The sequence below is a fragment of the Mycobacterium pseudoshottsii JCM 15466 genome (assembly GCF_003584745.1).
GTDB classification, from domain to species: Bacteria; Actinomycetota; Actinomycetes; order Mycobacteriales; family Mycobacteriaceae; genus Mycobacterium; species Mycobacterium marinum.
In genome coordinates, this window is the sequence record NZ_AP018410.1 from 5,062,371 (window position 1) to 5,080,093 (window position 17,723).

Sequence of the window (17,723 nt, forward strand, 5' to 3'; positions counted from 1 at the left end):
GTGGCGTTCGCGGTACAGGGCTCGCTATTCGAGCACAACGAGCGAAGACAACTCGGCGACGGCGCCTTCATCGATATCCGCGCGAACTGGCTCAGAGCCGGCGATGACCTGCTGGAGGCGTTGATATCGCGCGTTCCTTGGCGATCCGAGCGGCGCCAGATGTATGACCGGGTGGTGGAGGTGCCCCGGCTGGTCAGTTTTCATGACCTGATGATCGAAAAGCCGCCGCACCCCGAGCTCGCCCGGATGCGGCGGCGGCTCAACGACATCTACGGTGGCGAACTGGGCGAGCCCTTCACCACCGTCGGACTGTGTTGCTATCGAGACGGTTCCGACAGCGTCGCCTGGCACGGCGACACGATCGGCCGCAGCAGCACCGAGGACACCATGGTCGCGATCGTCAGCCTTGGCGCCACCCGCATCTTCGCGCTGCGCCCGCGCGGCGGCGGAGCGTCGTTGCGGCTTCCACTGGCGCATGGGGATCTGCTGGTGATGGGCGGATCATGTCAGCGCACCTGGGAGCATTCGGTACCCAAGACATCAACCCCGGCGGGCCCGCGGGTCAGCATCCAGTTTCGGCCGCGCGGCGTGTGCTAGCGGCGCCGGCGAAACCTCAACAACCTCAACGACGCACCGCTTGCACCGCTTTGACGAGTAGGTCGCGGGCGCGGTGGGTGTCTACCGGCGCCACGTTCTGGCCCGGGACGACGAGCGGATTGGCGATGACGTTGAGCTGATAGTCACCGAATTGCGCGGAGAAATCGTAAAGCTCGCCGGTGTGCGCCGATCCGTCCACCAGGGCCTGAAGCACGCGATGCACACCGAGTGTGTGCACCCCCTCGATGTGCGGGGCTTCGACCACCTCAATGCCGCCGCGTACCCCGGCACCGGAGAAAGCGATCTTGGCGCACTCCTTACCCGGGTCATTGGTCGGCAGGGTCTGCGAGGTCTCCACCGCGATGACGACGAATCGATTGCCATTGCCTTCGGCGGTGACAGCGGCCATATTGCCCTGCAAACCGGGTGGCAGCGGTGGCCCCACGGCCGCTGTCGCGCAGATGGCCGGATCGAAGGTCAGTCCGTCGGGCAATTTGCGGGCGGCAAAGAACTGCGGATCGATAGCCCGGGGCGGGATCTCGCTGACTTTGAAGTCCGGTCCGAAACTCGATTTGAGTTCCGTAACTCGGGAGATGTCGGCGGTCATCGAAGGCGCGGCTCCGTGCGAACACCCGACAAGCAAGCACACCAATCCGAGCGCCAGCGCCACCTTCGACATCGTGGCTACCCTACCCAACGCGAAAGGTCAGCTTCGTAACATTGCCACCGTTTTGACCAGCAGATCCGCGGCGAACTGCGGCGGCAGCGGCGGCAGCGGCGGCAGCACCGAACCCGGGTCGGTGGTCACTGCGGTGAACGCAATAGTAGTCGCCCAGATAGGCGGTGAACGTGTATGTCTGCGAGTCGATTTCGGTGCCGGCTTCCACCGGTGTCCGAACCCTGGCAACCATGCCCAGCGTTCGGGCGCCCTCGATGCGGGGAGCTTCGACCAGCTCGACGTTGGCCCGGGTGCTCCCGTCGGACATGGTCCATTGCGCACACTCAGCGACCACGCTGTCGTCCACGATCACCGGGCCCGACGGCACCGAGACCACCACCGCATTGACGATGCCGCCGGCGCCCGAACCGGACACCCCCTGGGCGAACTGGTCGCGCCCATCGCCCGGATCGGCAAGCGTCGCGCATCGCGCCGGCGTGGCGGTCGCACCGGCCCCCAGATGCCAGAGCGCGCGCGGTGGCGCGCCTTCGGGGACATCACTGCCCACTTCGTAGCCGGGCGGCAGTTCGCGGGCGACCCGCTTGATGTTGGCCGGGTTGATGACGGCGGAGCGCGCCGCCGGGGAGGATCGCACCGGCACGATCACCGGCGCCGGGGACCGCGCGCATGAGCCCACCAGCAGGATGGCCAGCAGACCGATCCAGAGCGGGCGCATGACCGTTCATATCACGCCGCGTGGGCCCCGTCAGGGGGTTCGCCGGTGCTTGAGTCCGCACCGGCCCCCGATCAGCTCACCGCCTCGATCACCTGGCGCGCGACGCGCCTGATCTGGCCGGCCATCTCGCGCCCGAAGCCCAGATCGCGCGGGCCGGGCACATCGATGACCGTGGTGATGACCCCGACGTCCTCGCGCTGCCAGACCGCGCCGTGGCGGTCCATGATGGTTCGCATCGGCAGGTTGTCGGCGAGCATCCGCGCGGAGAACCTGGCCACACCGTCGACGCGGGCGGCCACCGCTAGGGCGCCGATCAGAAAGCTGCCAATGCCCTTGCCCTGGTAGGCGTCGGCGACGGTGAAGGCGATCTCGGCAACGGCCGGATCGACGCTGTCGCGGATGAAGCGTGCGTCGGCCACCGGATCACTGCCGTCGACCATCACCCAGACGAAGTGGTCCACGTAGTCGACCTCGGATAGGTAGTGCATCATCGCCAAATCGGGCACCCGGGCCGACATGAATCGCCGGTAGATCGTCTCGCTGGAGAAATGAACGTGCCCGTGCACGGTGCGTTCACTGTCGCCGGGCAGGACTGGGCGCAACATCAGCTGCGTGCCATCGCGCAATGGCACCGGGATCGGGGTGATGAAGGCGGCCAATCGCTGGCGGACGGTGCGCACCAACCGATCCATGATGCCGGGTATGTGAACCATCAGGTCAAAGGCGTCGGTGCCGCCGATCCAGCCGGTCAGCGGCTCGACCGTGGTGACGGTCGCGGTGCGCGGGACGTTACGCAACAGCGCGATTTCGCCGACGATCATGCCTGGCAACGCCTGCTCGACGATCACCACGCCGTCGTCGCCAACGTGGATGACCTCGGCGCTGCCCGACGAGATGAGCAGGAATGAGACCGCCTGCTCACCCTGGCGCATCAGGATCTGCCCGGCCGCCGCCCGCAGCGGCGCAAGGCGGGCCGCCAAGGGCATGAGATCCTGCGCTGCGCATCCGGCAAAGATGTCCATGCCCGCGAGTTCTCCTACCCACGCGCCGGTCACTTCGGCCATCCCGTCCAATCCGCCACAGCGCCAAGCAGGGCTCGCCGTCCGCTCCGACCCAGGTTATGGCGTTGCGTGCCACCGCGGCAATACGCCACCGGCGCCCTTTGGCCCGGCACCGGCGAGTCGGGCCGGACTCGGCATCAGAATGGGCAGATGGACCAGACACCAGGGCACCGGCTATGAGTGCCACCCCAGATCCGCGCGAGGTGACCCGCGGCCTGCTCACCGAGCCCGGCGATCTACGGCACGGCTTCCTCGACGTGCTGGGTGAATCCACCAGTTCACCCGTTCCCACGGTTGCCCAACGGGCCATGAACAGTCGCTTCGTCGCGACCGTGTACGAGCGGTTGTGGCGTCCGGCGGCCTTCTACCTCGCCAGCGGCGTCACCACACGAGCCGAGCAACACCGGGCGGCGGCAGCGTTGCATCTGTCGACCGCCCACCGCCTACTCGACGTCGCCTGCGGCCCAGGAAATTTCACCGCCCCGTTGGTCAAGCAGCTGCCGGCCGGAAGCCTGGCGGTGGGGCTCGATATTTCCGAGCCGATGTTGACTCGGGCGGTGCTGGACAACAGCGGACCACAGACCTGTTACGTGCGCGGCGACGCCCGCCTGTTGCCGTTCGACGACGAAACGTTTGACGCTGTTTGCTGTTTCGGCGCGCTGTACCTGATGCCCGAGCCGTTCCGGATCGCCCGCGAGATGGTCCGGGTGCTAGGCCCCGGCGGCCGCATCGCGATTCTCACCACCTACTCCGGGCAGCGGGCACCGATCCGCCATGCGCTCGATGCCGCGGCCGGCGCCATCGGGCTCACCATGTTCGACCAGGACAGCTTCGTCGACCTGTTCTCCTCAGCCGGTCTGGTCGACATCGACCAGCAGACCCAACGTGGGCTGCAGTTCGTGGTCGCCGCGAAACCGAAGTAGGCCCGACGCACGGTGGCGGACCAGGCCGGCCCGCACTACGAGGCGACCTGGCAAACACCGAGCAGCCGCGCCACCGGGGCGCCGGCCTCGTATTCCAGAATCCAGGGATCGCTGCCACCTGGCCGCTCGGAGGTGAGCTTGATCATCACGGGCTGCCCGGTGCGCCGGGACATCTGGGTGCAATCGACCTGGAACAAGCGGTAGTCGCCGCGGTGCTCGACGGCCAGCGAAAAACCCGGCTCCACGGATTCAACGGGCACCATCTGCAGGTAGTACTTCGTGCTCATGCCAGCGACCCTAGGACCGATGCGATCCTGAGCCGCCCGGCAAAACACCGTCTTAGCAAATGCTCAGCTGAATTTTGGATCATCATCAGACTTGGCGCCCGGGCCGTGTCGTGACTACGACGAGGGCGGCGACAGCACGTGGATGACGTCGCGCAGCGGCTCAGGGGAAGTCGCCAACGCGCCGGTGAACGGATGGCCGAGCTCCAGTAGCAAGAACAGGTTCACCGCCACCAGGACCCCCACGGTAGCGACCAAGGTGTAGTGAATGCGGGGCTGTTCGACGCCGAAGACGATCGAGCAGCCCAACACCAACCCACTGGTCAACAGGATGACCGACCACAACAGCCAGGACGGCCCCTCGTCGGTGCAAGCTTGAATCACCCGTTCCACCCGGGCCTGGTACATCTTTTCCAGGTTTCTGAAAGATGCGGCGAGAAAAATCTTTTGGGTGTCATCGCGCGGTTGCACCTGCTGGTAGGCGGCGTAGAGATCCTGCAGAGTGGAGTCCGCCTGCGGGTAGTCGGATCCGCTTGCGGCGATGGGCCATTCCGCCACGGCGGCGCGCTCGTACTGCAGTAGGGCGAGCCGGATCCGGTCGCGGTCGGCGGTGTCGAAAACGGTGAGGTCTCGCGCCAGCTGGATCGCCGCCGCCCCCTCGCTGCGGGCCTGAGAATCCTCGTTGTTGATCTGGCTCCAGAGCGCAGACACCATGAATCCCACAAAGAAGGCGTAGACGAATCCGATTACGCCGTAAGCGAATCGGGTGGCATCATTGTGTGCGTCCTGGGTTAGTTTCGGGAACCGGCGCCGCACGATCATCTGGATCAGCACCGCCCCGCCCGCCACCAGGATGACCAAGGCGACCAGCAGCAGCCATGCCGGGATGTTGATCACTACCCAACGACTCACCATCGCAGGCCTCCGAGAACGACACAGGGTGGACACGCAGGCAGGCATTTCGACTTCATGCGCGGATCACCAGTAGCGTTCATCATCATGCTCGACATCTTGGACATTCGGTGACAGTCGCCGCGTTTGTCCTCGGCATCGTCGCGACCGTACTGGCGGTGGCGTCGATTACCTGGCAGGCGATGTTGCTACGGGGCGCACGACCGAGGTTGACGCCGATAGTCGGCCTGCTGACACCCGACGGTTTGGTGACCAACGATGCCGGCTGCGACGTCCGCGAATCCCTGGCGTCCGCCGCGGAGAAACTGCACTCCGGCCCGTTTTTCATCGGCGTCAAGGTGGTCAACAGCGCGCGAACACCATGCCTGGTAACCGGCTGGGCGATACGCGCCGATCCTAGCGGCACATCATTGGTGCCGGTCGATCCACCGATCGGCGGTACCGAAGTGCCGCACGAGATTCCACCCGGCGCCAGCGCCATCTTCCTCACCGAGCTGCACCGCGCACACCGCTTCGCGGCGGCCACCGAACGTGTCGAGGATCAACCCCCGCGCATCGCGCTTACCGTGTCGGCCGGTGGACGTACCTATGCGACCCGGCCGGTCGCGCCCGCCTTGTTATCGCTCAGCGCGCAGACAACGCCTTGACCGCCCCGACCCGTTCCCGCGCCGGCCGCTCGAACAGCCTGGCGGTGACATAGCACACACAGCGGGTTTCGCAAAAACTAGTTAAGTTTTTGGTTGATTCGATATTCTGAGCGCAGAAATTTAAGGGCGTGACTAACAGACCGTACCTGGACGCCGACGGCCAGACTGGATCATACACCGCGCCCGCCTCGCGGCGGAAGGGATGGGCAGGGGGTCACGCCATCACGACCATCACAAATCCAGCTGCGCCGCCAGCGCCGCTGCTAGCAGCCTCACGATTCGAATCGCACCCAGCGGCCACGAGCTGAGGCATGAAGTGATTGACTTTGGCGCCCTGCCGCCGGAGATCAACTCCGCGCGGATCTACACCGGGCCCGGCCCCGGATCGCTGTCGGCGGCCGCGGCGAGCTGGGCGAGCCTGGCCGCCGAATTGCAGACCGCCGCGGGCTACTACCAATCGGTGGTCTCGGGACTCACCAGTGGCGGCTGGCTGGGACCGGCATCGCTCTCCATGGCATCTGCCTTCTGGCCGTATGTGACGTGGACGTCCATGGTGGCCACCCAGGCCGGCGAGGCCGCCAGCCAGGCCACGCTGGCCGTGGGAGCCTACGAGACCGCCCTGGCAATGACCGTGCCACCACCGGTGGTGGCCGCCAACCGGGTCCAGCTGGCAACACTGACCGCCACCAACTTCTTCGGTCAGAATTCGCCGGCAATCGCGGCCACCGAGGCCACATACAGCGAGATGTGGGCGCAAGACGCGTTGGCGATGTATGACTACGCGGCAAACTCGGCAAGCGCGTGCGCGCTGACGGTGCTGAACTCGCCACCGGAGGTCGTCAATCCGGCTGGGGCGGCCACCCAAACCACCGCGGTCACCCACGCAACCGCCGCCTCGGGAGCCCAGGCCGCCGCGGTCACGGGAACAGACCAGTTATCGCTGGCCGGACTGGTTTCCGCGGTTCCCACCATGCTCGGCGGGCTCGCATCACCCACCTCCGCGCTTACCGCGGCGACGTCGTCGCTACTCCCCGAACTCGGCACCACCCCGATCTACGCCCTGCCGAGCTATTTCATGGCGGCCGGCACCCCGCTGTATGCGATGTCGTCCATCCTGGGAATGGCACAGACCGCACAGGGCTTGGCGAACGGAGCTGCCGCGGCCGTGCAGGGGGCGGCGGCGGGGGCGGCCAGCTCGGGGGCGAGCGCGCTCGGATCGTTGGGATCGGGCGTGGTGGGCGGCCTGGGCAACGCCGCCTCACTGGGCCCGTTGTCGGTACCGGCCAACTGGACCAGCGTCATCCCAACGCTGAACGGGGGCGCGATTTCCGGGCTACCCAACGCCGGGCTCGACGCCGCCAACGCGGCGCCAACAGTCCTTGGTGCGGCGCCGCGGGGAGCGTTGGCCGGCGCGCCCAGATCACCCGGGCCCCGATACGGCGTGGTCCCCACGATCATGTCGCGGCCGCCCTCTGGCGGATACGCGTAAGCCCCGCCATGAGCAGCGAGCGGCTGACTTCCCGGATTCCGTCGGGGATGGTGCACGCGGTGACCGCAATCGCACGGTGCCGGTCGCCGCACCCCGTTCCGGAAGGAGCGGCGAGTGACACTCGATGCCACCGCGGGCGCGGTCGCAATAGCCGCACCCCTGCCGGGCGAGACAGGAAGCGCGAGAACATGAACCAGGGCATCCAGTCTGCGCCCGCGGTGCGAATGGCCGTCAGCGGCACCATCGTCGAGCGCCACGAGTTCGATGAGGTGCTGTCGATCATCGCGTCACGCCTGCAATCCACCTCCCAGGGGTGCCTCTCGGTGGGCTCGGTGAATCTCGACCACCTCTTCCATTTCCGCAAAATCGCGGCCGCGCCCCGCGGCCGGCTGGAATGGCTGCTGCTGGCCGACGGCATGCCGATCGCATGGCGGGGCAAGCTGCTCACGGGCGAGCCATGGCCCCGGATCACCGGGGCCGACCTACTCCCCAGCCTGTTGGAGTTGGCCGAGCGCTCGGGTCAGCGCGTCGGCTTTTTTGGCGGCAGCGCCGGGACCCATCGGCTGCTCGCCGAGTCCTTGGCGACGCGACACCCGACACTGGCAATTTCGGGCATGTGGGCGCCGACCCCCGACGACATCGAATCATCGTCAGAACACCTGGCGGCCGCTATCCGCAACGCAAGCACCGACATCCTGATCGTCAGCTTGGGCAAACCTCGCCAGGAACGGTGGGTCGACCAGCACGGCTGCGCGACCGGGGCCCGGGTTTTCCTGCCGTGCGGCGGTGCCATCGACTTCCTGGCCGGCGCCACCAACCGAGCCCCCGGTTGGATGCAGAAGGCCGGCCTGGAATGGCTGTACCGGTTGGCCAGCGAGCCCCGCCGGTTGGCCCGCCGTTATCTGTTGCAGGGCCCCATTGCCTTGCTCCGCGCGGCGCGCGCAGTTGATCTACTACCCCCACACCTACTGCGGGGGCCCGCCATCGAGTGATCATGTCGACATCCCAGCCTCCGTCCGCGACACCACCCAGCCCGAACCTGCGACTGCGTAAGGGAAAGCGGGCCAGCGTGACCTCGTTGCTGCACGGGCGAACCGGTGATTGTCCGGCAACTCCGGATCCCATGGGCTCGCCCAATCGCGACACGGTGCGGCGCTGGCGGCTGCAGTATTCACGCCGTCTGCGCATCACCGACTCGGCGATCGTCTTCGCGGCGGTCATGCTCGCGCAATACGTGCGCTTCGGCGATTCACCGAACAGATCGGGCTACCCGGGCCCGGTTATGACGCTGTTCTCGGTTCTGTTCGCGGCGCTGTGGCTGTCGTGTCTGGCGATCTTCAACACGAGATCACAGCACGTCATCGGGGTGGGAATCGACGAATACCGCCGAATCAGCAGCGCATCATTCTGGACATTCGGGGCCATCGCAATGGTCACCCTGCTCGCCAAGATCGACCTGGCCCGCGGCTATCTGGCGGTCGCCCTGCCGGTCGGCACCATCGCATTGCTGGCGAGTCGCAACGGGTGGCGCAAGTATGTCGGCCGCAAACGCGCTCGGGGCCAATGCCAGACGATCGCACTGGCTATCGTTGACCGGCAAGGGGTTTCGCGCCTCATCCAGGAACTGGTCCGCAATCCGCGCGACGGCTACTCCGTGGTCGGGGTCTGCATACCGGGCTACGGGTCCCCGCGCGGCGACGTGCTGCAGGTCGAAGGCCGCCAAGTCCCGATCCTGGGCGACGAATCGCACGCGATGGCGGCGATCGACGAGTGCGGCGCGGACACGGTGGTGGTGACCCAGACCGAGCAGTTCGGCGTGCACGCGATCAGGAACCTGATCTGGCGGCTGGAGACGCTGGATGTGGACCTGGTGGTGTCGCCGGGGGTGATGGACATCGCGCAGGCCCGACTGACCCTGCGCCCCGTGGCCGGCTTCCCACTGCTGCATGTCGAAAAGCCGCAGTATTCAGGGGCGCAACGGTTTCAGAAGCGGGCCTTCGACTTCTGCTTCGCACTGACAGCTCTGATCGCCGCATCGCCACTGCTCATCGCCGCCGCCGTCGCTATCAAGCTGACCAGCAAGGGGCCGGTCTGCTACCGCGCCGAACGCATAGGCATCAACGGCCAACCCTTCACCATGCTGAAACTTCGAACGATGGTGGTGGGTGCCGACAGCCAAATCGACCACCTGGTTTCCCGGAATGAGGGCGCCGGCGGCATTCTGTTCAAGATGCGCGACGATCCGCGGGTGACACCGATCGGCCGAATCCTTCGCAGATTCAGCGTCGATGAGATTCCGCAGTTCATCAACGTGGTCAAGCGGGACATGAGCGTGGTCGGGCCCCGGCCGCCGCTGAGTCGAGAAGTCGACAGCTACGACGGGGATGTCCGGCGGCGGCTGCTGGTGAAGCCGGGCGTTACCGGGATATGGCAAGTCAGCGGCCGGTCCCAACTTTCCTGGGAAGAATCGGTCCGGCTGGATCTTTACTATGTCGACAACTGGTCGATGGCAGGTGATCTCATGATCATCGCCAAAACCGTGAAGGCCGTTCTGGCCAGCCGCGGCGCCTACTAGGTGGCCCGCGAACCATGACCGAACCGACGGCGCCCAGCCCGGTTGTGCCATCGGTGCCGGTAGCACGGTTGGCGCAGGCGTTCTCGATCCAGCTCATCTGCCGGATACTCGGGATGCTGGCCTCGGTGGTCTCGGTGATGCTGACCGCGCGCTATCTCGGGCCCGGCCGTTACGGCCAGCTCACCATTGCGGTGGCGTTCATCGGAATGTGGGCGAGCCTGGTGGATCTCGGTATCGGCCGGGTCATCGTGCGCCGCGTCACCTCATCCCCCGACGATCTGGAACGCCTGGTCCGGATCTACAACGGCCTGTCCCTGGTCTATTGCATTCCGCTGACCCTGGTGGCGGCGGGATCTGGATTGCTGGTGTATCACGACCACGAGGTGCGAGCCATGCTCGTGGTGCTCTCGTGCCAGCTGCTCATCGTGACGATGCTGACGCGACTGGAACCGGTGTTCCTGGTCACCGTGCGGTTCACCGCCGTGGCCGTCTCCGACGTCGTCGGCCGGTTGGCGACGCTGGGCGTGATCAGCTTTCTGGTGGCCAGCCGAGCCGATGTCATCTGGTTCGCGGTACCGCAACTCATTCAGACGGCGCTGCAGTTGCTGATCCAGAGCCGCGCGGCGTCCCAGCGGGTCCGGCTGCGCCCCATCCTCGCGCTGCGCGAGGCCGCAGATCTCTTGCGGGAGAGCCTTTTTCCAATGGGCGTCACGGTCATCACCGTGCTGTACTGGCGCGTGGACGGGGTGATCCTGTCCCTGCTGAACACCCATTCCGAGGTCGGCGTTTACGGGTTGGCCTCCTCGATCGCACTCAACACCCTGGTCTTGTCGGTGTTCTTCCTCAAGTCCACGCTCTCCACCGCGACCGAACTGTATTCCCGCGACCTGGCGGCATTCGCCGGTTTCATCCGCCGCAGCGTCGAGCTGATGTATTTCCTTGCCGTGCCGATCGCCGTGGTCGGCGTGCTGGTGGCGCAACCCCTGATCCGGCTCCTGAGCAGCCAGGCGTTCGTCAGCCGCGGTACGCCCACGCTGGCCTTGCTGTTCATCGCGGTGGGGCTACGCTTCATCGCTACCACCCTCGGCGAGGGTCTGTTCGCCAGCCACAGTCAGCGGTTCTGGTTCTGGCTGTCGGTCGCCACCCTCACACTCAACATCGTCCTCAATCTCGCCCTGGATGGGCGCTTGGGCGCCGCGGGAGCCGGGATCGCGCTGGTGTGTACCGAGTTGTTCAACATGACGATCGCCAGTTGGTGGCTGCATCGTCAGTGCGGCTACCACACACCGGTGCTGTTCTTGCTGCGGTTATCGGTCCCGACGGCGGCCAGCGTCGCGGTGGTCCTACTCCTGGCCGGTCACCACGTCATCGTCGTGCTGGCCGCCGCCGCGGTCGCCTATCTGGCGATCAACGCGGCCATCGGCCCGCTCACCTGGTCGACTATGGCCTCGTTACGGCCCAATGCGCAGCCCGAGCAGCTCACGCCATGACCGACGAGATGGACCGCGCGTATCTGCGGCGCCCGGTCGGCGACCCGGCCCCGCTACCCGCCGAGCGCTCGCTGGCGGTCCTGATCGTGATCGAGAACGGCCACGACCCGGTGCAGAGCTGCCTGCACAGCGTCGCGGAGCAGCTGCCCGGGCTCCCGGTCTACGTGTACGACAACAATGCTCAGGGATATCCCGGCCGGCAAGAACTAGCCGCCGGCCACCCAGCGGTGCACTGGATCTCGGGTCCGGCCGACGTCGGCTTCGCCGCGGCCTGCAACGCGTTGGCGCGGCAGTCGCCCGGCGATAGCGATCTCCTGTTACTCAAGGCCGATGCCCGGCTGCGGGGGCCGTTGACCCGCACCAGACAGTTGCTGCGCCAACCGGGAGTGGCAGCGGTCTCGCCGCTGGTGCGCGACGAGGCGGCACCGGATCGGCCGCCATGGGACATCGCGACCCAGCGGTTGACACTGGTCCGGGGCGTGGTCGAAGCGACCGGACTGTCTAGCTCGCTGCGGGCCACCCCCATCTCGCCCCTCTACCCCAACGGCCCCGCGAATCACAAAGCGTCAGCGGCTATTTGAAGGCGACCTGCCTGGCCATCAGCCGTGCCGCGTGGAACGCCGTCGGCGGCTTCGACGAGGAGTACTTCAGCCACGGCGCCCCGGCCGATTGGCAAGCGCGTGCCCGCGCGGCGGGCTGGCGGGTGCTGCTGGCCGACGAACTCGGCGCCCAGCAGGGCGGCGCGCCGCCGACCGGCGCCGAAAACGGCCCGACCGTGACGGCCGGCGAACGCCGCCGCACTCGAGACGTGATCCGCGCCAACGACGCGCTACTGCTCGAGCATCAGTGCAGCCTGCATCACGCGAACGCGTACTTGGCCACCACCAAGGTGCTGCAGCGGCTGCGCCGGGCCCAGCGCCGCGCGATCCGCAATACGGATGCCGGCAAGCGCCGCCCGGCGATCGTGATCGCCACCAACCGATTGGTCTACGGCGGCGCCGAGCGGCAAAAGGCATTGCTGGCAGCGGAATTGGACCGCCGCGGCTACCCCGTCACCATCGTGTGCGTGCAGCGGTTCGGCCCGCTGATCAAGGAGATCCCGGACACCGTCCGCGTGGTGCGCCAACCCTGGTGGGCACCGATCGTCGACGTTGGGCCGGGTCCGGCCGTGCTGATCAGCGGTGACACCAACACCGAGACCGGCTTCGCCACGCTGTGGCGCGCGGCCGGCCGCCGGCGGCGCTGGCTGGTCGCGGCCCACATCCCGCCACTCGAGGATGGGCCCATCTATTCCCGGCCGCTGACCGCCGCGATGCGCCGTGCGGACGGTTTCATCGTGCTGGCACAACGCCATTGGGACATGTTGACCCCCTACCATCGCCTTGGCGGACCACGGTTCGTCGCACCCAACGGCGTCGCGGTGACCGACCGCCCGGCCGGTCGCAGCAGGCCGGCCGGCGCACCGCCGCATCTGGTCATGCTTTCGCGCATCGTCGAGCACAAGAACCCGCATCTGCTGATCGAAGCGCTCAGCGGGATTACCGAACTACCTTGGACTCTTTCCATTTTCGGTGACGGACCGGACCGCGAGCGGTTGCAGGCCCGCACTCCCGAACGGCTGCGTGATCGCGTCCATTGGCGCGGCTGGTCACCCGGGCCCGGGCCGGCTCTTGCCGATGCCGACCTGCTCTGCGTACCGAGCCGCTCAGAGGCGTTCCCACTGGTAATTCTCGAAGCGATGGCACGGGCGGTACCGGTCGCGGCGTCCGCGATTTGCGCCGTCCCGGAGATGCTGGATTTCGGCGGGGCGGGCTTTGTCGTCGAGCCGGTGACGGTGTCGGCCTGGCAAGAGCGGCTGGCCCAGATCCTGGCTGACCCCGGCGGGCTGCCCGCCGTCGGACAACGCGGTTTCGCGCGCATGCGCAAGCACTACACGGTGGCCGCGATGACCGACGCCTACCTGGACGCCATCCACGCGGTGCTATGAACTCGGCTCGTCTGCTTTGGCTTTCACCGTGGATGCGGCCGCTGGCACGAATCCAGGCGGAGGCGCTGCGCAGCCGCGGGATCGACGTACTGCTGGTGACCACCGACCAACATCCCGAGTCGGACGCGGCCCGCGACTACGAGGTGGTGCTTGATCCGCGGTTGCGTGCGGCCGCCAGCTGGCCCGCGGGCGTCGCGGCCGGGCGCCGAGTGCGCGGGTACCGCCCGCACGTGGTGATCGCCGAGTTGGTTCGCGATCCGCGCTGGATCGCACTGGCCGGGCCGGCTCCTCGCATTCAGCTGGTGCACGACGACCGCCCGCACGACACGGCCGAACACCGGCGCGCCTACGAAAGGGCGATATTCGACCGCTGGGGCGCCCGTTCGGCGGCAACCATCACCTACAGCGACTATGTCGCCGGAGCGGTCGCCACGCGCCGTGATGTCGCCGGCACGCCGGTGCACGTGGTGCCCCTCACCAGTGACCTGGACCCCACACTGGTTCCGCCACTCGTGGGACCCGAGGACCGTCACGACTTCGTCATGATCGGCCGGCTGCACCCCTACAAGAACGCCGATGTGGTGCTCGAGGCTTGGCAACGCCATGTCGGCGGAAACGGCTGGCGCGGCGACGATCTGCTGCTCATCGGTGGACCATTCGATGCCCGCGCCCTGCCCGAGCACACCCGCTGCCTGCCCGGCGACTACCGCTACTGCGACGTTGTCGCGACCCTGGCCGCCGCGAAGGCCTCGGTTGCCCACTACCGTCGCGCGTCGCAAAGCGGCGTACAGGTGCTTTCAATGCAGCTGGGCGTCACACCCATCGTGTCGAACGCCGGCGGCCTGCCCGAATACCAGCCGCCCGGCTGCCCGCCAGTCGGCATCGACGATGTCCGCGGCCTCGCCGCCGCCTTCGACACGCTCGCCGAGCCGCTCACCGCGGCGCGCCACGGTGCCACCGCGGCGCGCTACTACCAGCAGCGCTTCGCCGTCGACCGGGCCGCGCAAGCGTTGCTGGCCGTCATCGAGGAAGTGGCCACCCGGCGGCCCTAGAGCGGGCCGCGATCTCATTTCTCGGCCACCACCGAAATGGTGCCCGAGAAAACACCCAGCTTGCAGAGCATGTTTGCACAAAGACGGCGCAGCCAGTGGGCGCGCAACCCGCACAACACCTTCTCCACGAATAGCACCATCCGCAGAAACAGGACTCCCACCCGCTCGGGTTCGGCGAGCTTCCTTGCCCCCACAGCGACGAGCAGAAGCCGGAACCTTCGAGGCACAAATCCGTAGCGCACCGCGCTGAAGCCGGCCCGCTTCGTGACCTCAACGATTTCGCGGCAGTCATATTCTTTGAGGTGCATTCCCTCCGGCTCAGCGCGTTTGAACACGCGCGAGACGTCGTGCGGCCCGGTGTATTTACTGGGCGTGTTGAATATGTAGCGCCCACCCGTCTTCAATATGCGATGGACGCTGCGCAGGTGGGTCTGCAGGTCATCGGGATGTAGGTGCTCGATCACCTGATCCGAGACCACCACATCGTAGGTCTGCGCGGGCTCGAACCGATCCAGATGGACTCCGTCGGATACTCCCCAGGACAGGTTCTCGTGCGAGTCCGAGAGCAGCGCGGGTCCACGTTCGCGGGTGATCTCCGTGGCCTTGCAGTCATAGCCGTTGAGGGCCAGGAACGAGATGAGACCGGCTTTGCCCGAACCGATTTCGTATATCGACTGCGGCGGTGGCCCGATGAGTTCCAGCCATCTTCCGAATCGCTCTTGTGCAGATGCTGATGACGCGGTGTGGGAGAACTCGTTGAGCCACGTCAACTCGGTGTATAGACGCGTGTAGCACCGGTCGAACGTTTCCCATCGGGTTTCGGGATCCGATTGCAGCAGCTCGCGCGTGAGCCGCTTCTCCAAGTTCCAATGCTCCAGGATCATGAGTTCGGTGATATCCGCCTCGGCCGCAATGCCGTACGTTTGCTTGTAGCGCGCGATTAACTTGTCGCCCCGCGGTTCCACAAAAGCTATTCCCTTGCTATCTGAGCTATCTGGGCTATCCGGGCTATCCGGGCTATCTGCGCCGCAGGGGGCCGAGCCGGCTACGGAACAGGATCACCCCGGCGCCGACGACGGCCGCAACAAGCCAGGCGCCACCAAACCACCAAATCCATCCCGAGCCGGAACGCTGCTCGGATGTCGCGTCGTCCACCGAACCCGCGTTCGGACGTTCCACCACAACCGGGTCTTGCCCGGGCATGGCCACCAGCGCCACGCCCCTGATCCCGGGCCAGCGGGCGCTGTCGCCATCGAGCCACCCGAGAAGCCCGTCGAGCTGTTCGGGGGCGCCATTAGACGTCGCCACCAGCAGCGACCGGCCGTGCTGGAAAACCGTTTGCAGAGAAGCAAATCGCAGTGCGGGGTCCAGGGTCAAGGTGGCCGGTTTGCCGTCCGACTTGACCGCGTTGATGGTGATCGGCCCGCCGGGTCCGGCCGAGACCGGAAGCACGATATCGGCGTGGTTCCATCCGTCGGCCGCAATCAATATCGCCGACTTCGACGAATCGATCGCTTGCTGCACGCTGGTCACGGTGGTCTGCAGCGGCACCGAACTGGTTCGCTGCAGACCAACCACAATCCTGACGGCGCGAGCGGTGTCGTCAAAGGAGTGCTCTTCGATGCCCACCTGGATCTGCGGCATCAGCGCTTGGGGCACCGATCGCAGTCCGTCGGGCACCGGCGGCGCCGCCGGGCTGCTCTGCACGGCGGTGTCGCCGTCGATGGTCAGGGTAAGTACGTGATCTCCCGCCCCGGCGGTGTAGAAATCTCCGCAGCGCCCAACGTTGCCCGACACATCCAGCATCAGGTCAACGCCGGTCCACCGTTGCAGGAGCCGATCCGGAACGTCCACCCAGCGGTCGATGACACCACTGCTTTCGGTTGGCCAGCGGTCGATGGTCTCCGCGCCGATCGTTGCGACGATCTGACCGGCCATACTCGGCGGTATCGGCGAGTATGAGCCTTGTAGATGCACCCGCATCGAGTGCACCGATCTCGCGAACCGAGTCTGGTCCAGCCCGATGGTCACCCGCGGCTGCAGTCCAACGGAGTTCAGGCCGGGCTGCCCGAGTTCGCGCAGCGTGGTGGTGTCACCGGGCAGGTGCAGGCTGGGCTTGAACGATCCCACCACGGCCTTGGAAGCCAGAGCCAGCTGGGACAGGCTGCTGAACAGCAACGTTATCGATGATTCCGCGGCCGAACCCAGCGGCCCGGAGATCGGCAGCCAGGGCACACCGGTGGCCCCCCCGAAGGGAAAGCCCCTCGTCCTGCCCCTCTTTGATGACGACTTGGCGTTCCAGCGGTCGCGGCGGCGCCGGCGGGGCGAGCTCCCCCTCGGGCAACCGGACCACCGCGATTTCCGGGGCTTGTTTGCCGTAGTGGGCCGCCGCGGCGGCGACCAACTGGACCACCGCGTCGGACTCGGCCACCGACGGCGATGGCGGCACGAAGATGCTCAGCCGCCGCAGCACCGGCGGCAGGAAATGGGCCACCGTGACGGGCGGCCGCTCCACGCCGACGAAGCTTACCGAGCCGTTGACCAGGCTAAACGGACTCCACGGGTAGACGCACAAGTCCTCCAATGGCACCAGGTAGGCCCGCAAGATCACGGTCACCGCGTCATCGACCACCGTTGCGTCGGCCAGCGAAATGACAATGGGCGATTGGTCCGCCGCGGGCAGGTTCACCCTCGCGATTTCGCGGTCGTTTTGGGTGACCGTGATCAAGCCGGAGCGCAGATTGACCGGCAGTACGGCGGTCGCGTTCAACGCAGTCGGTTTGAGCCCGTGCGGAGCGGGAATGGTCAGCTGCTGGGTGCCCTGCAGACCATAGAACGACAAGACGGAGTTGTATCCGAGACTGCTCAACGTCATGGTCGGCGCGTCCACGAGCGTGGTATCGGTCTCCTCGGGCGCACCCCAGGACGCCGGCGCGCTCAAGGCCAGGAATCCGACCACGCTGGCCAGCGCCAGAGCCATGCGAGCTATGCGCACAGAATTGCGGTACATCAATATGCCTCAATACGTTCCAGGAAATCCGGCCTGATCAACTTCCGCAGACACCAAAGATGTTCTGCCTCAAGGAAAATCGACGTCGCACAGCAAGCCGAAATGGTAATAGAGCACCCCTCACAGGTGCACACTACTACAGATCGGCGCCGAACCTGTGGGTAACGTTCGACCTGGTCACGCGGCCGGCGAGGCACTCACGCGGTGTCGCTGACCCGCCTGAGCCAACCAACAAGCCGCGCCGCTGTTTGGTTGGCGCCACCGCGGATGGTTAAGGTGACGGCGTGGCCAAGCGCAGCGAT

The 17,723-nt window shown here is 66.5% G+C and carries 13 protein-coding genes and 3 pseudogenes; 9 read left to right on the top strand and 7 right to left on the bottom strand.

What is annotated here, in order from left to right; all coding sequences use genetic code 11:
- A complete protein-coding gene (locus tag MPSD_RS23010) occupies positions 1-597 on the top strand; it encodes an alpha-ketoglutarate-dependent dioxygenase AlkB (RefSeq protein ID WP_179953042.1) in 597 nt (198 codons plus the stop codon).
- A gap of 25 nt (positions 598-622) precedes the next feature.
- Here the strand turns inward: MPSD_RS23010 and MPSD_RS23015 are convergent, their stop codons facing one another.
- The 3 genes and pseudogenes from MPSD_RS23015 to MPSD_RS23025 form a co-directional block, all read right to left on the bottom strand.
- Positions 623-1,276, bottom strand: coding sequence for a DUF5642 family protein (locus tag MPSD_RS23015; RefSeq protein ID WP_015356990.1), 654 nt, complete (start codon positions 1,274-1,276; stop codon positions 623-625).
- A 27-nt stretch (positions 1,277-1,303) separates the two neighbouring features.
- Positions 1,304-1,991 (bottom strand): annotated as a pseudogene (locus MPSD_RS23020) (DUF5642 family protein).
- A 71-nt stretch (positions 1,992-2,062) separates the two neighbouring features.
- Positions 2,063-3,064 carry a GNAT family N-acetyltransferase gene (locus MPSD_RS23025; protein WP_085981874.1) on the bottom strand — a complete coding sequence of 334 codons (1,002 nt, stop codon included), beginning with the start codon at positions 3,062-3,064 and terminating at the stop codon, positions 2,063-2,065.
- A gap of 164 nt (positions 3,065-3,228) precedes the next feature.
- Between MPSD_RS23025 and MPSD_RS23030 the strand changes: the two genes are divergently transcribed.
- Entirely contained in the window at positions 3,229-3,975 is a 747-nt protein-coding gene (locus MPSD_RS23030) for a class I SAM-dependent methyltransferase (RefSeq protein ID WP_086085528.1), read from the top strand.
- Positions 3,976-4,010: 35 nt separating this feature from the next.
- On the opposite strand, the gene MPSD_RS23035 is transcribed toward MPSD_RS23030, so the two are convergent.
- Together MPSD_RS23035 and MPSD_RS23040 are read right to left on the bottom strand one after the other, a co-directional pair.
- Entirely contained in the window at positions 4,011-4,262 is a 252-nt protein-coding gene (locus MPSD_RS23035) for a hypothetical protein (RefSeq protein ID WP_012396050.1), read from the bottom strand.
- Between the two features lie 114 nt (positions 4,263-4,376).
- On the bottom strand, positions 4,377-5,156 hold the full coding sequence (locus tag MPSD_RS23040; protein ID WP_020786150.1) for a bestrophin-like domain: 780 nt from the start codon (positions 5,154-5,156) through the stop codon (positions 4,377-4,379).
- A 125-nt stretch (positions 5,157-5,281) separates the two neighbouring features.
- Here MPSD_RS23040 and MPSD_RS23045 point away from each other — a divergent pair, with 125 nt between their 5' ends.
- The 7 genes and pseudogenes from MPSD_RS23045 (at position 5,282) to MPSD_RS23075 (ending at position 14,411) form a co-directional block, all read left to right on the top strand.
- On the top strand, positions 5,282-5,818 hold the full coding sequence (locus tag MPSD_RS23045) for a hypothetical protein (protein WP_015356994.1): 537 nt from the start codon (positions 5,282-5,284) through the stop codon (positions 5,816-5,818).
- 316 nt (positions 5,819-6,134) lie between these two features.
- Positions 6,135-7,307 (top strand): PPE family protein, encoded by a 1,173-nt coding sequence (locus tag MPSD_RS23050; RefSeq protein ID WP_020786149.1) that lies wholly within the window; start codon positions 6,135-6,137, stop codon positions 7,305-7,307.
- Between the two features lie 188 nt (positions 7,308-7,495).
- Positions 7,496-8,299, top strand: coding sequence for a WecB/TagA/CpsF family glycosyltransferase (locus tag MPSD_RS23055; RefSeq protein ID WP_106407445.1), 804 nt, complete (start codon positions 7,496-7,498; stop codon positions 8,297-8,299).
- A gap of 77 nt (positions 8,300-8,376) precedes the next feature.
- The gene (locus MPSD_RS23060) at positions 8,377-9,882 is read left to right on the top strand and encodes a sugar transferase (protein ID WP_020786147.1); all 1,506 of its coding nucleotides are present in this window, start codon (positions 8,377-8,379) and stop codon (positions 9,880-9,882) included.
- A 14-nt stretch (positions 9,883-9,896) separates the two neighbouring features.
- Entirely contained in the window at positions 9,897-11,372 is a 1,476-nt protein-coding gene (locus MPSD_RS23065) for an oligosaccharide flippase family protein (protein ID WP_020786146.1), read from the top strand.
- A pseudogene (locus MPSD_RS23070) lies at positions 11,369-13,359 on the top strand (glycosyltransferase). Before MPSD_RS23065 ends, MPSD_RS23070 begins: the two are co-directional and overlap by 4 nt.
- Positions 13,356-14,411 carry a glycosyltransferase family 4 protein gene (locus MPSD_RS23075; RefSeq protein ID WP_164497874.1) on the top strand — a complete coding sequence of 352 codons (1,056 nt, stop codon included), beginning with the start codon at positions 13,356-13,358 and terminating at the stop codon, positions 14,409-14,411. Before MPSD_RS23070 ends, MPSD_RS23075 begins: the two are co-directional and overlap by 4 nt.
- Positions 14,412-14,425: 14 nt before the next feature.
- On the opposite strand, the gene MPSD_RS23080 is transcribed toward MPSD_RS23075, so the two are convergent.
- Together MPSD_RS23080 and MPSD_RS23085 are read right to left on the bottom strand one after the other, a co-directional pair.
- The gene (locus tag MPSD_RS23080) at positions 14,426-15,295 is read right to left on the bottom strand and encodes a class I SAM-dependent methyltransferase (protein ID WP_232022646.1); all 870 of its coding nucleotides are present in this window, start codon (positions 15,293-15,295) and stop codon (positions 14,426-14,428) included.
- 133 nt (positions 15,296-15,428) lie between these two features.
- A pseudogene (locus MPSD_RS23085) lies at positions 15,429-17,391 on the bottom strand (hypothetical protein).
- Between the last annotated feature and the right edge of the window lie 332 nt (positions 17,392-17,723).

What these genes read in the sequence shown, in the direction of transcription:
- MPSD_RS23015 (WP_015356990.1), bottom strand. Translation starts at nt 1,276, where the DNA reads ATGTCGAAGGTGGCGCTGGCGCTCGGATTGGTGTGCTTGCTTGTCGGG.
- MPSD_RS23030 (WP_086085528.1), top strand. Translation starts at nt 3,229, where the DNA reads ATGAGTGCCACCCCAGATCCGCGCGAGGTGACCCGCGGCCTGCTCACC.
- MPSD_RS23035 (WP_012396050.1), bottom strand. Translation starts at nt 4,262, where the DNA reads ATGAGCACGAAGTACTACCTGCAGATGGTGCCCGTTGAATCCGTGGAG.
- MPSD_RS23055 (WP_106407445.1), top strand. Translation starts at nt 7,496, where the DNA reads ATGAACCAGGGCATCCAGTCTGCGCCCGCGGTGCGAATGGCCGTCAGC.
- MPSD_RS23065 (WP_020786146.1), top strand. Translation starts at nt 9,897, where the DNA reads ATGACCGAACCGACGGCGCCCAGCCCGGTTGTGCCATCGGTGCCGGTA.
- MPSD_RS23075 (WP_164497874.1), top strand. Translation starts at nt 13,356, where the DNA reads ATGAACTCGGCTCGTCTGCTTTGGCTTTCACCGTGGATGCGGCCGCTG.
- MPSD_RS23080 (WP_232022646.1), bottom strand. Translation starts at nt 15,295, where the DNA reads ATGATCCTGGAGCATTGGAACTTGGAGAAGCGGCTCACGCGCGAGCTG.